General features: G+C 39.8%; 11 protein-coding genes. 9 read left to right on the top strand and 2 right to left on the bottom strand.

Annotated features, from left to right (window positions below; translation table 11 throughout):
• The first annotated feature begins 191 nt into the window (after positions 1 to 191).
• The 7 genes from ACBP55_RS19685 to ACBP55_RS19655 all read left to right on the top strand — a co-directional run bounded on the left by ACBP55_RS19685 (position 192) and on the right by ACBP55_RS19655 (position 8,615).
• Entirely contained in the window at positions 192 to 1,940 is a 1,749-nt protein-coding gene (locus ACBP55_RS19685; RefSeq protein ID WP_464644315.1) for an RCC1 domain-containing protein, read from the top strand.
• 385 nt (positions 1,941 to 2,325) lie between these two features.
• Positions 2,326 to 3,417, top strand: coding sequence for a GNAT family N-acetyltransferase (locus ACBP55_RS19680; protein WP_464644314.1), 1,092 nt, complete (start codon positions 2,326 to 2,328; stop codon positions 3,415 to 3,417).
• Positions 3,418 to 3,641: 224 nt separating this feature from the next.
• Positions 3,642 to 4,127 carry a VanZ family protein gene (locus ACBP55_RS19675; RefSeq protein ID WP_464644312.1) on the top strand — a complete coding sequence of 162 codons (486 nt, stop codon included), beginning with the start codon at positions 3,642 to 3,644 and terminating at the stop codon, positions 4,125 to 4,127.
• A gap of 145 nt (positions 4,128 to 4,272) precedes the next feature.
• On the top strand, positions 4,273 to 5,559 hold the full coding sequence (locus ACBP55_RS19670; RefSeq protein WP_464644311.1) for an IS110 family RNA-guided transposase: 1,287 nt from the start codon (positions 4,273 to 4,275) through the stop codon (positions 5,557 to 5,559).
• Positions 5,560 to 6,031: 472 nt separating this feature from the next.
• The gene (locus ACBP55_RS19665) at positions 6,032 to 6,352 is read left to right on the top strand and encodes a hypothetical protein (RefSeq protein ID WP_464644309.1); all 321 of its coding nucleotides are present in this window, start codon (positions 6,032 to 6,034) and stop codon (positions 6,350 to 6,352) included.
• 367 nt (positions 6,353 to 6,719) lie between these two features.
• Positions 6,720 to 7,325, top strand: a complete 606-nt coding sequence (locus ACBP55_RS19660) for a hypothetical protein (protein WP_464644308.1) — start codon at positions 6,720 to 6,722, stop codon at positions 7,323 to 7,325.
• A 279-nt stretch (positions 7,326 to 7,604) separates the two neighbouring features.
• The gene (locus tag ACBP55_RS19655; protein ID WP_464644306.1) at positions 7,605 to 8,615 is read left to right on the top strand and encodes a phosphotransferase enzyme family protein; all 1,011 of its coding nucleotides are present in this window, start codon (positions 7,605 to 7,607) and stop codon (positions 8,613 to 8,615) included.
• Between the two features lie 313 nt (positions 8,616 to 8,928).
• Here ACBP55_RS19655 and ACBP55_RS19650 read toward each other — a convergent pair whose 3' ends face one another.
• The gene (locus ACBP55_RS19650) at positions 8,929 to 9,264 is read right to left on the bottom strand and encodes a nuclear transport factor 2 family protein (RefSeq protein WP_036680416.1); all 336 of its coding nucleotides are present in this window, start codon (positions 9,262 to 9,264) and stop codon (positions 8,929 to 8,931) included.
• Between the two features lie 519 nt (positions 9,265 to 9,783).
• Here ACBP55_RS19650 and ACBP55_RS19645 point away from each other — a divergent pair.
• The gene (locus ACBP55_RS19645; protein WP_464644304.1) at positions 9,784 to 10,281 is read left to right on the top strand and encodes an HNH endonuclease signature motif containing protein; all 498 of its coding nucleotides are present in this window, start codon (positions 9,784 to 9,786) and stop codon (positions 10,279 to 10,281) included.
• Between the two features lie 334 nt (positions 10,282 to 10,615).
• Positions 10,616 to 12,682 carry a peptidoglycan D,D-transpeptidase FtsI family protein gene (locus ACBP55_RS19640; protein WP_464653360.1) on the top strand — a complete coding sequence of 689 codons (2,067 nt, stop codon included), beginning with the start codon at positions 10,616 to 10,618 and terminating at the stop codon, positions 12,680 to 12,682.
• Positions 12,683 to 13,363: 681 nt separating this feature from the next.
• Here ACBP55_RS19640 and ACBP55_RS19635 read toward each other — a convergent pair.
• Entirely contained in the window at positions 13,364 to 14,335 is a 972-nt protein-coding gene (locus ACBP55_RS19635; RefSeq protein ID WP_464644303.1) for a LacI family DNA-binding transcriptional regulator, read from the bottom strand.
• Positions 14,336 to 14,337 lie beyond the last annotated feature (2 nt).

Below are 14,337 nucleotides of genomic sequence, written 5' to 3'. Positions count from 1 at the left end.
CATTCATTCCACTATCGGTGAACGTTAGTATCATGACAAACAGACAGCCTGTTGATCACGGTGTATTTGAAGAATTGATGGAGAATCCTCAGATGAAGAACATGGCTAAACTGTGGACAGTAGATCCAAATGCATAAATCGGGCATCACAGAGCTTGTAGGGAGTATCTCCAGGAAAGTAGGGGGAATAAAATGGGGACTAAATACGCTAGTGTGCATATTAGAAGCGATGATTCTCAAGGTGTTAATGAAGCCTTTTCAGAAAAAAATAATGTTAACATATCACCCTCTAGCGATGGATGGGTTAGTATTTACAGCGAAGAATTGAATTGGTCAAATGTAAGGTCGTATGGTAAAGAGCTGTCCCGTACCTTTAATGACCCCATTATGACAGTGGGCTATTTTGACGATGATGTTATTGAAATTCACGTTCTGCACAATAACAAAATTATCACCAGTCTGATTGCCGGGAATGGCACTGAAACGTATGGCTTAAAGTCAAAACGATTTAACGTAGATGCTTTAAATAATCTTTTAAATACAAATTTTATTAAGGATGAACTAACATGGGTGCTAAAAGAGAGAGATATTTGGCAACTGACGGATTATTTGCAGTATGAATTTAAATTAGCTTTTCAAGGACGGCAGGAAACTTCAAATATAGGAGTACCGCGCACACCTTGGAAACTTGGAATTCCTATTGTTAAAGATAAAGGAAAGAAAGTAAATAAGTCTTTTAAAGTTCAAGCTCTTATCCCGGGTTCTTTGGCAGCAGCTATGATTACAAAAGATAAAGAGCTTTATACGTGGGGTGATAAACATTACGGCGTTTTAGGAGTTAATTCAATAAAAAATCGCTATATTCCTGAGAAAGTATTGGATAATGTGCAACAAGCTTCACTAGGTAGTTATTCGGCGTATGCAATTGTAAATGGGTCTGAACTTTGGGGCTGGGGAGATCATTCTCCTCAAAAAAGCTATGTCCCAGTACATGTAATGAATAATGTAAAAGATGTAGGGGTCAAGTCCAGAGACGTTTATGTACTTCTTAACAACGGGGACTTGCTTAGTTATGGTTCTACATGGAGACATAGTGGATTTATCAAGCTCAAAGAAAATGTAAGGGCGATGTACGTTTCTGATTATATAGCTTTTGCGATTACGAATGATGATGGGTTATACGGTTTCGGAAGAAACGACTATGGACAACTGGGTACTACAACTGAATTATTTAGTCAATGCCTTTTGTCAAATGTAAAGCAAGTAAAAGCCCGAAGCTATACGATGACAGCTATTCAGCGGAATGGTGATTTGTATGTCTGGGGGAGCAATAGCCTAGGGCTTATTCATAATGAAGGCATGGAAATATCAAAGCCAGTCAAAGTATTTGAAAATGTAGCAGATGCAGTTGTGGCGCAAGGCTTCATCTATGCAATTACCAATTCAGGTGAGCTGTATGCCTGGGGGACTACTGGTGCCACCGTATCTGAGAAGGGCTCTTATCATCAAATTTTCCCTCCGATAAAGCTCATGGAAAACGTTAAACAGATAGAATGCGACAACTATCAAGTCCATGTGTTGATGAACGATGGACAATTGTTCTGTTTTTTCATTGACCATGAGCATTTTGCTCAGGGGTATCTGACAAAAAGTCACTGTTCTCCGATCTTCCTTCATGAAGATGAAAGTGAATTTGCTGGTGAGCAAGCTGCCATCGATTGGTTTAAAGACCGTATAAGTCGGATTCGCAGCACCGAAACCGACTTTATTCCATTGAAGCACATGGATAGAGTTGAACGAATCGTAGTAAGTCGCGATGTTGTTTACGCTATTACTTTTGATGAGGATGTTTATGCAATTGGCAGCAACAAAAGCGGATTGGCAGGTATAGGAAACAGGAGAGAGATTCGAGTTCCGACTCAATTGAAATTAAAAATCTAATCTTTTTAGCGATAACAAAAATCGGAGGTTGTATGGATGTCGGGTGACAAGAAGATTATCTCATAAAGAGCCGTGTAAATCGCGGCTTTTGTATTTTATGACATCAAGTTCTTGTCACGAGCTAATGACAAGAACTTGATGTCATTCCCGACGGAATAGATTCCAGCTATGTTAAGCTATCGGGATACGTTTGTTCAATAAGAAATCAAGATGAGGCTGCCGGCATGAACAGGCAGCCTCGTTAAAGTAAAGGGAGGATTAATTAATTCAAGACGAAGGGTCAAAATCTTTCTTGACTCGATTATATTCATTTGTTACTTTTATTTCAGGAGAATAATGGAAGGGGATTCACTCCATGCCAACAACTTTGTAATGGATGCCTATCATGAGACAATCTTTCTTTTGGCTGCTTTTTATCCAAGGGAGTAGTTTGTTCATTTTAATCCATTACAAGGACGCAACGTATGGAGCGTTATTAGCCATCGGTGCAGTTACCTTTATGGTTACTGCATTTTTTGCGCTCATTTTCTCCTATAACCTCGGTATTTTGTTTCCTTCCAATTTAGGAGGAACTGAAATGAATATCCAATTTGATGCGTCGGAATTTTCTGTTTTTAGTAACTATCAAAACGATGAGATACTAAGGAAAAGCTTTAATCAATTAGCAAACGACGTTTTCGGAATCGACTTCGAGCAATGGTATCAGAAGGGCTTCTGGGATAATAATTATATTTGCCACTCAGTTGTAATAAACCAGGAAGTCGTTTCTAATGTTTCGATAAGTAAAATGAACTTAATAATTGATGGAACAAACCAAAGAGCAATTCAGATTGGGACAGTTATGACGCACCCCGACTATAGAGGTAACGGATTCTCTAGCTCATTAATGAAGCATGTTTTAGAAACTTATCGAGATGAATGTGAAGTGTTCTATTTGTTTGCGAACGAGAGCGTGCATCACTTTTATCCGAAATTCGGATTCGCTCCTTGTAGTGAAGCGCACTTCAGCATGAAAGTTGCTCCAATCTCAATCGTTAATAACGGATTACGAAAAATAGATTGCGCCAATGAAGAAGATCTAAAAATGATCAATAAAATCCTTCAAACGCGCACTCCTGTTTCAAATCAATTTGGCATTAGCGAAAATCAGGGAATTTTTATGTTCTATGCATTAAATGTCTTTCAAGATTCGATTTATCTTTTTGAAGACGAAGGGGCTATCATCATTTATCAAAATGAAGGGAATGTACTTCACCTATATGATGTGGTGAGTAAGTACAAAGTCGATATAGTAAGGTTACTTTCTAATATTAGTAGCAGGGATACTGAGATAATTCAATTTCACTTCACGCCTGATCGTTTTACTGAAAATGTGAATTATGAACTTAAGAGTCAAAGTGACTTATTATTTATTAAGTCGAAGAATGATTTGAACTTAAACTTCGCATTTTGTGCCCCTATGTTATCGCATGCTTAAGAACATTTAACATTTCTTCAAAAGGCTACAGGAACCCCAGTAACCTTTAAACTATCGGGTACAATAGCTCAATAAACTTCAGGAGAAGGCTGCCGAAATCAATGATCGGCAGCTTACTTAGTTAACGGGCTGTATCGCAAAAAAAATGGTAATTTTATCTTTAATTATTATATAATGGATTTCCAAAGTTTGATTAATGTAGAAATAGCGAACGGGGGCTCATTGTGAAGGAAAGTAAAATATGGGAAATAATATTTGTTACCTATGTATTTTTGTTAATATTTTTTGTCGTAGTAAAGTTTAATGGTTCAATCGACGATAGAATTATCTCAATAAAGGAAAACAGAAATCTTGGTATTTGGAACTATAATTTAATACCATTACGAAGTATAACACCTTATTTACGAAATATATCTGATTCATATGCCTATACCAATATTTTAGGTAATATTGTTTCTTTTGTTCCACTAGGATTTCTAATCCCTATTACCTTTAAAAAGTACAGAAACTTATTGAAAACTATCTTGATTTGCGTCATGAGCATAATTGGAATAGAAATTTTCCAATTTATCGCCATGTTGGGTTATCTTGATATTGATGACATACTACTTAATACGTTTGGTTGTATTATCGGCTACTTTGTATATGTTGGATTTAGAAAGTTGTTTAGTAAGAACAATTACCTTTTCCAAAATATATCTGATACTTAAAAAACTCTCCATAATCATCCATTACTACTTATCTAAACATTCCTGTAATGACTAAGATTTGGACTTTGTCAAAAAAGGAGCGCCTCGGTATGATGGGTTTGTGCACGGGTTCGAAACCCAATACCATCAAGGAGGCGCTCTTACTATGAAGTTTAAACAAAACGATGGACAAAATCAACGTATTGAACGAATTTCCACCTCTCATCTTGTAGTAGGTATCGACATGGCGAAGGAAATTCATGTCGCACAGGCTACTAATTTTCGAGGTATCGTTCTTGCTAAGCGGCATTTACCATTTACAAACGACTTAGAAGGATTCGAAAGATTACAACGTTGGATGGCTGAATTACAACAGAAGCACCAGTTGAAGACCCTAATCATCGGTATGGAGCCGACCGGACATTACTGGTTTAACCTGGCTAATTGGCTTTCCGACAAGGGGATAAACGTTGTCATGGTGAATCCTGCTACCACCAAACGAAACAAGGAAAACCGAGATAATTGTCCTTCCAAGAGTGATCCTAAAGATGCACTTGTCATTGCAGATGTCGTTTGCCGAGGCTATTACTATGAATACACGCGACAGTCTACTGTCTTTCAACGGTTACGTACCATTATGAGTGACCGGGAATTTTGGGTGACGAATAGTGTAAGAATGCAGAACCGGATCATCCGTTGGTTAGATATTCGGTTCCCCGAGTATACCTCGGTGTTTAAAGACTGGACCTCCAAACGTTCCTTAGCTACGCTTAAAGATTTACCCTCCCCGCTAGATCTACAGTCTCTGACGGTATCTGAGGTGATTACAAGTTGGAGAAAGCATATGAAACGAGCGGGTGGTTCTACGGGGACTCAGAAAGCTGCGTTGCTAATTTCGCAAGCCAAGCAGAGTGTAGGAGAGAAGACAGCTCTTCATGAAGCCAAGCAAGATTTACGGCGGTTACTAGAGGAGTTTGAACGTATTGTTGAAATACTAGAAAAGATTGAAAAGGACATTCTAGCACTGCTTAGTGAGATTCCAATGGCCATTCAACTTCGATCGATTAAAGGCCTGGGTCCAATCTTCATAGCTGCCATACTATCATGTGCTGGTGACCTTAGACAGTATGCGCATGGACGTCAGTTATTGCGTAAAGCAGGTCTAAACTTAGCTGAAAGGATGTCAGGAAAACACAAGGGACAAATCAAGCTTTCGAAACGGGGAGATGCAACGTTGCGCAAGTATATGTATCTGGCAACGATCACGCTCGTAGGAACGAATCCAGTCTTTCGACAGATGCATGAGAATAATGTTCAGATCAAGCAAATGAAGAAACAACAGTCTCTTTTTAAGCTACTTGGAAAATTGGCACGAATCCTCGTTGGCATTGTTCAAAGAGGTGAGTCATTTTTACCTGGAAAAGTAATTCCCAATTACGCTCTAGCTGCCTAAAACTTCTTAAATATAACGTAAATTGACTCATTCGCAGGAGTTTTCAAAAAGAAAGCACGGAGTACCGAGTTCGTTTTCCAAAAGGGCACAGACCCATCCGCTAAACGCTATCGGCCTCCACACCTTGGTCAGGTATAACGAAGGAATGTAAGGGCATAGACCCGTTGAGCCGTGGGAGGGTGAACCTCCAAGGATTTTGTGGAGCATGCGTGCAGTAGAGTAGGATCTGGGGAAATGTTCCATATGTTCCTCTATTCCCGCACGCCCAAAATATGAATCAACGGTTTTAATCAACTTACTTTCTGAAAAATACTGATTTATAAGGTGATGAAATCCTGCGAGTGAGTGAGCATACGTGAGATAAACCCTTAAAACCGAGGGACGGGAAACGAGAGTAATACAATACCAATGAACGCCAGCCGTTTTATGAAAATGAAAACAATTCTGGGAGACTTGACGTAAAGGAGGACTTATGAAGGTTATTAAAGGTATTACGTCTAATGGTCTTAATTACATTGATGAATCTGGAATTGATAAATTTGTTAACTTTAAGGAATGCAATGAGAACTGGATTCGTTACAGAAAAAGAAGTGAAAGCTTGGATGACGAAAAGTTAGAAAGTATTAGTTTAAATGATAGATGTATAGGACAAAGAGATATTAGGGCGCGGCCTTACTTTATAGAGTTCTTCACTAGACCTTTTACAAGGTTTGAGTTCGATGAAGAAGAGGCATTTAAACAACTCAGAAGTGATATAATTTCTGCTGGTTGGTCTACATTCGATTTAAGTTAATATATATTTGAACCTTGATTGGCTCCTCGTGAGAATGGATATTTGGTTCGGTTTGTTTACTATTTCAGTGGGAACAAGGAGCAGTTAGGTGATAATAAATTAGAAGTATCCGAGCTAATCGATCTAGCTAAATTGCTTTTTTTATTACGCTAACGCGGAACTATAGCTCCACGATAACAGGTTACCGACATATCGGTTGCCTGTTCAACTAAAGGGCAGTATAGCATGGAGGATGATCCATTATAGAGTTCGGTCTCGAGACTCAATTTTAATGGAACAAATTCAAGGAATTATTCGACTTTATATAGAGAATGGGACAGATTCAAGTTAATAAATAAGAGCTATGAATGGGGACTTAAGGAAACTAATGAACTATAAGATAATCTTAGTGGTAGTGATAGTTGTACTCCTATTCGCAATCTTAGTTGGTGGTTTAAGTGTTTACAATTTGGTTTTTCATCCCATATCGAAAGAGCATCCAACTGAAGCAGTTACGTGCAAATCCGTTGATCCGAAAGAACACGTTACAACGAAAGTGCCAGATTGGGAAGTACAGCCCAATATGTTGCTGTTTGAAGCGAAATCTAAAGATGATCCGAAGCCATTAACAATTTTGTCCTACGAGGTAATCTTAAAAAATTTTGGAACAGATACGGCAAGAAACATACACATGTATATTGGGAACGATCTTTTTGGGTGGGAAACAATGATCTTTGATACCAAATCGGTAGTAGCATGTCCAGAATTGCAGCCTAACCAATTCAATACATGGGCGTGGTCACACGGTTGGGACGAACATCTTGACCCGTCGTGGCGCACCACGATGGAACTGACCGCACAATTGCGCTTTGTGTGGGAAGATTCAAATGGATGGCATGAAGTGCAAGGGCATTTGCCAAGTCAGTATTACAACCGAAGTTTTAAAGCAACGGATTTAAAGCCTTTAACCGAATCAGGAGGCAAGAACTTATGACATTGGGAAGGGACGGGGCATTAGCAAACGTTGAACTAACGCAGAACGAAAGTTAAACAATCGACAAGAACAAGGCTGCCATTTGATTGGTGGCCTTTTCTCAATTAAAGGGCAGGATAATTTAACATTAATCATTTTTTATCAACCAATTCATTATTAATTTGTTATTATGCTTGAAAGGGGTATTAAAAAATGAGGATTGTAATAATCGCTACAGATTCAATGTGGATAGCTTTCATAAAGGTACGGTAGCTCAATAAGAAATAAATCATTATTTATTTGGAGGAGATTCATATCGAAAGTTCTATTAAAGACAAATTTACAAAAGAAATTTTTTTAGAGGCAGCAGGTCGGTTTGGCATTAACTTTGCAGATACTATAGAACTTGACGGTTTTCAAAATTTTGTTTTTTTAGGGAAACGTGAATCAATAAATGTGATATTAAGGATTGCTCATAGCTCACATAGGAGTAAGGATATGACGCTTGCTGAGATCGAGTTTATTTCTTATCTAGCCGATTCCGGAATGACTGTATCGAAAGCCTTACTTTCTAATCAAGGTGAATATGTTGAAGTTATTGAACAAGCTGATAACTGTTTTATTGCGACTGCTTTTGAATTCGCTCCCGGCAGAAGGGCTGAAATTTGCGTCGAAAGTGATATCTTTTATGAACGAATTGGCAGGTTTACTGGGAAAATGCATAAGATATCAAAACAGTTTTCTCCTATTCAAAAAAGGTACGATTGGAATGACAATGCAGCTATTACAAAATTTCAAAATTATGTACCTAATGAGATACTTCAACAGAAACTTGAGTTAATAATAAATCAAATTCAATCATTGTCAAGAGACAGAGATTCGTTTGGGCTTATTCATGGAGACATTAGTCCGGGGAATTACCTGAATCATGAAGATCACCCGAGCATCATTGACTTTGATCAATGCGAGTACAGTTGGTTTGCTTCTGAAATTGCAACATCGATATTTCATGAAACTCCAATTCCATTTATTATTACAGATGTAAATACTCGAAAGACAATAACAAAACGATTTTTTTCAAACTTTTTTCAAGGATACTCCAAAGAAAATACATTAAGCCGTAGTTCACTAGATGCCATTCCATTATTTATTAATTTAAGACAAGCTATCGTAATTGGTCTTATATACCGTAGTTCTGATATGGGTAACTTTGATAATTGGAGTGATTGGAATAAGGAAGCATTAACTTTTTATATTAATAATATAAAAAATGATATTCCGTATATTGACTTGGATTTCACAAGTCTATGATGTAAATATGAAAAAGCTTGTAATATCAGGGAGAAGGTTAACAATGCAAAAGGATCTCTAGTCCGTTAATAAGTAATGTGCCGCATTCCAAAAGGTTATATACCATTACTATCATAGACTCATGATAAAGCAGAGTATGTTTACAACTTACTTCAATAGGCTAAACGCTCACACAACTAACGGCGAACGATAGTGCAACAGAGCAAAGGCTGCCATTATGGCAGCCTTTGCTCAATGGGCAGGATAGCAACCGAAGGGGAGCAATAGAGAAGAAGTTTGTATATATCTTTTCCACTTGTTTTTTTAATTTTCACTAATCACCTTTAAGAAACCAAACCTTTGTAATTAGATCATCCTTTATTTCATACATTGCAACTGCCTCTATAATGGCACCTTCTAATCTTCCAGTTATTTCTTCATGGTCTATTACATATTTTCCGTGAAATATTCTTTTATCAACAGTTGCTAACATATTAGGGTATGATTCGAACAACTTATGATAGCGCTCTCTCATGGCCTCTTGGCCTTCTATGGTAAGTGTATTAGGAAAATCATATATTTTAACATCTTCACTATAACATCCCATGAATAAGTCAATATTTTTATCGTTATATGCTTGTAATTGTCTTTGTACAACAGATTCTCTCATACTACTTCCTCCATAAATAAAGATATTGTCAGTAGATAGTATATTAAAAATAGCCTCAAAGTAGAAGAGTGATCTAAGAGTAGATAAATTAGTAAATGTTGTTAAACTCCATCGGGACTATGGAGAACGATAGTGAAGGAGCTTGCCTCGCGGCAATTGTTCATTCAAGTAACGGGTAGAGATAGTTTGGTGGCTTTGGAGTAAAGGGGTGCCTCAAGGGGGCTTGCTGTCAACATTGCTCTCCAATATTGTACTGAATGACCTCGATCACTGGGTGGCCGGTCAATGGGAACTCTTTCCGCTAAAAAAGTCTTATCGCGCATACGGGTATTAAGGCGGGTAAAAGGCAGAAAATCAAAAGCGAAGCCAAGAAACGCATCCTTAAAATGCATTCTTCGCCAACGGCTCTAAACGCTGCACGATTCAACAGCTTTGTTCTAGGAATACACAACTACTTTAATCGGGCAACACATGTAAGTGTTGCGTTCTCACGTCTTGCCTACGAATCTGCGAGCTTTCATGTACAATCGTCTCAAACAAATCGGGAAATACGAGCATCCTGCAAACCCACCGCCAACGTACAGTAAAGTTTACAGCTTGGGTTACAGGACTTTCAAAGTAGCGGATGTCTATTTATATCCTCTAGCCAATGTGAAAACAAAGAATACGATGGGCTTTAGAACAGGTCTTTCGCTCTTTACCACAGCAGGCAGAGAGCAAATATACAAAAAGCTTCGACCAGATTTACATCAGGAAATTTACTTACTAACGAAATCTAGCATCCCGAATCAAAGTGTAGAATATATGGATAATCGGATTAGTCGGTATAGTATGAAAATGGGGAAATGCGAAATTACAGGTATGTATCTCTTCGCATCTGAGGTTTATTGCCACCACTATATCCCGTTGCACTCAGGTGGAAACGACAAGTTTAACAATTTGCGCATCATCCACAAAGAAGTCCAACAACTTATTGTTCAAGCACATAAAGAGACGATTGACGAACTCAAAAATTAGTTTAACATATCCCAAATCAATGAGTAACGAGGAACTTATGATTTAATAAATTCAGTTAGAGGGAACGCGGAGTACTGGGAAACTAGTACGCTCCGTGTGGAACAGGGGAAAAGCTGGAGATTGTATCAAATGCTTACCTATTGTTACCGATAGCTCAATATTCTCTATTCGCGTAATAACGACTCTGGAGTCCGTTAATGAGAGTCATTAAATAAAACGTTTAAAAGTGCTTTTCTCAGACTTAATCCAACTTTTCCATATTTTAGTGAACCGATTGAGGTGTTCCTTCGTCTGTTTCAGGATACATCCTGACACAGAAGGGGGTTTTACAGTGATGAAATCGCCGATTGCGGATGATCCGAAGAAAAAAGAGCTTGCTCAAAAGAGGCATTTTTCGCTGCGGATCAATCTTTTTTTCTTTGTAACCTTTGTATTATTTTCCATACTGATCGTGCGATTGGCTATGCTGCAGTTTGTTCAAACGAAAATACATAAAGCCGCAGAGAATAGAAATGGCACACAAACGATTCAAATTGCTCCCATTCGCGGCAACATCTATGACTCCTCGAAATCTCCGCTTGCGTACACCATTCCCATGCAGTCCTTATTTTTTCGAATTGATCCCAGCGCTCAAAAGTTAGATGACTTAATTGCTATAGCGGATCGGCTTAAAGCCGATGTTTTCGACAAGTATGCCAAACCAAACTCGAAAAGTCCGACCCCAGAAGAAATCATTCTAGCCATGGACATTGGCTACGACTACCATAAGGTTGAAATCAAAAAACCAAGCTATTACTGGGTTCCGCGACGAATTAAGGCGGATTTGTCTAACGATGAGATCGCCTATATTTTAGAGCATAGGGATGAATTTAAATGGTTAGACGTAACGGAGGAAAGTATCCGCACCTATGAAATGGATGATGACGGCAATACTACAATTGCTACGCATTTAGTGGGATATACGAACTCTTATACTTCACCGACAGCTAAGGAAATCTACAAAGACAGCCCTATGGTTCAGGAATATTTAAGCTCGGAAAAGGTGGGATTTGATGGCATCGAACGCATGTATCAGGATGAGCTGCGCGGCAGAAACGGCAGTAAGACATACCCCGTTGACGCCGTTAACAAAATAATTGGGAGAGCCGAAGTCGCGGCTCCAGTTAAAGGAAATAATTTATATTTGACCATACATAAAGATATCCAAAAAGCGACAGAACGAATGCTGGAGGAGCATATTCGCTACTTGCGCAGCCCATCGCACGCCAATGATTTGTATATGAGTGTTGGGATGCAGGCAGCTTCCGGGTTTGCAGTTGCTATGGAAGTGGATACGGGACGGGTGGTTACGATGGCAAACTATCCAGATTACGATGCAAATGCGTGGACCGGTGGTATGTCGGCAAGTGTCTATAGAGAAATCGAAACCTTTATTCCCAATGGCAGCATTCGAACGGCGAAAGCTAAGTATCCAGACGAAAAAGAAAATGCGAAACATCCATCATCGATTGTGTTCATGGGTTCCACGATCAAGCCTATGTCTGTGTTGATAGGGCTTAAAGAGAAATTTTTCAGCGGGTACGGCAAAGTTTATTACGATACGGGGTCGTTTAGCTTTGGTAAGGGAGGCAATAGCACCATCACCAATTCGGGGAAAGCGGCATACGGGGATATGGATGCTGCCGGAGCCATTGAACATTCCTCTAACACGTTCATGTCTGAAAAAGTCGGTATTCCTTTCTGGGCCAAATATGGCAGAGAGAATCCCGCTGTGACTGCCAAATGGGCAGAATATATGGCGAAATTCGGAATGGGTATCAAAACAGGGAGCGGCCTGCCGGGTGAGCTTGAAGGATCTAATGATTTTATCAAAAATGCGGTGAAAGACAGTTATCAATCAGCGATGGTCTACGCATCATGGGGACAAAATGAGAAAACGACAACCTTGCAGCTTGCTCAGTACACAGCTACTTTGGCTAGTCGCGGGAAGCGGATGAAGCCGTTGTTTGTAGATGAAATTCGCAACTATCAGGGCCAGTTGGTTAGAAAAATAGAGCCTGAAGTATTGGAGGATTCCTCCTCAGAGTTTGCCAAAGAGGATTGGAACACCATTATCCACGGGATGAAAAGCGGGGCAGAGGGGATTGAGGTGTTACCATTTAATGTGGCGCGCAAAACAGGAACTTCCACCCAAAGTGTGTCGGGAGGTTCGGTTGAAAATGCGGTGTTCATCGCCTATGCTCCCGTCGAGAACCCGAAGCTTGCCGTCGCGGTTGTCGTTCCCGAAGGCGGCTTCGGGCGTTATGGCGCATCCCCGATTGCGGCGAAAATATTTCAAGCTTACGACGCTGCCAACGACGGCATTTTGACGAAGCTTGGCGGCGGGAAGCGGCCTTGGTAGGTGTGGGAATCAGCTGACGAGCCGCAATGCGGGAGTTGGCTGAGAGGCCGGGGAGCGGAGAGTCTGGAGAGCTCGAGGAGCCCCATTATCGGCTTGCTCAACACAGTACACAAGAGGACCCTTTGGATAAAGCGAGTAGGAAGCGTGAAGTATCATAATCAACCACGACATGAAAATACCCGACAAAACGTGCATAGCCAATCCTTGTAGGGAATTTCTTGTCGCTAGACTGCTGAAATCGGATTTAACCTAATTTTGAAAGAGAAACAGAATTAAGAGATCAGTAGATATATTTTTTCTTGCTAAGAGAACGTTGGGAATTGCAGCCGTGTTGTGCTAACGGTCAGGAATGTTCAAAAATTAGTTTAATTCTTATAAGATGACGATTTATTTATGAAGAGTGAGGATTTCAAAATGAAAATTCTTGTCAATACCCAATGACAAGAACTTGATCCCATTCCCGATATTGACAAGAACTAGATCTTATTCCCGACGGAGGGAAGGGAGAAGATGAGGTGGATAAACAAAAAGTAATATTGGGGCCCTTATTAATTAAGTTAACGGGAGTTTACTTTCAAAGAAAAAAAAGCAAAGATCGTTGGATGGCACTCTGTGTCCATCTTTCTAGGATCCCATGACTGGCTTCTTTGTGGTGTAGGTAGGTGTGAACTTCGCGCTCATTCAGGACAACGCACTCGCTTCTGTTCGAACTCTGAAGTTGAGTTGATGTCGAACCTTAATTCGGGCGTATTCATCGCTTAGTAATACCGAGACGGCCTGCTCGCCAATTGCAGTCTGATGATAATCCACACTTGGGAAACCTAATATTTCACTTAATGGCGTATTCTCCTCGCCAATAATCTCGTAATCTTGCGGGTAACTGTAGCCGTGCTTCTGGGCGGAAGCCATAATTCCTGCAGCGACTTCATCGCCATTCGTAAAAATCGCATCCGGGACGATCGAATTTCGAAACATAAGGTCGCCAACTCTTTTACCATCTTGATAGTCGAAGCACTGGTCGAAGAACTGACTTTCATACGCTTCGGTGATGGTTTCTTGATACGCCTGAATACGTAATCGCGTGCTAGGACTCGATTGAAAATCTCTTCCCGATGTGAATTGTATACGTTTATAGCCTTTGCTCTTCAAATAAGTGAAGACTTCGATATACGCTGCAAATCGATCTGGGAACACAGACGGGACAAGCTCAACAGGGCAAGCCTCGCAGCATACGATTTTTCCCCACTCGGACAAGGCTAAGATCTGCTCAGGAAGAAGTGTATGTGAAGTGAGTAGGATTCCATCGATCATTTTCTTTTTCAATAACGTAAGATAGCTACTCTCTATGACGTTCTCATAATACGAAGGCAGCAAGAGAACATGATAATGCAACTCATGCGCTTTCTTCAGAATGCCGTTAATGAGTTCATCATAACAAGAGTTATTATTATACGGCACAATGACACCAATGGTATTTGTCTTTCCTTTACTTAGCTTCACCGCGTTGCCATTCACCGAATAATTCAATTCCTTCATAACCGCCATAACCTTTTCTTGCTTATCCTTGGCGACATGAGGATACTCATTGAGAACGCGGGATACGGTTGCAATCGAGACACCTGCCACTCTAGCGACATCTTTGATATTCGCCATAA

Source organism: Paenibacillus sp. WG02 (assembly GCF_055396115.1).
Note: the sequence above shows the minus strand (reverse complement) of the source record. Positions and strands in the feature narration are given on the sequence as shown.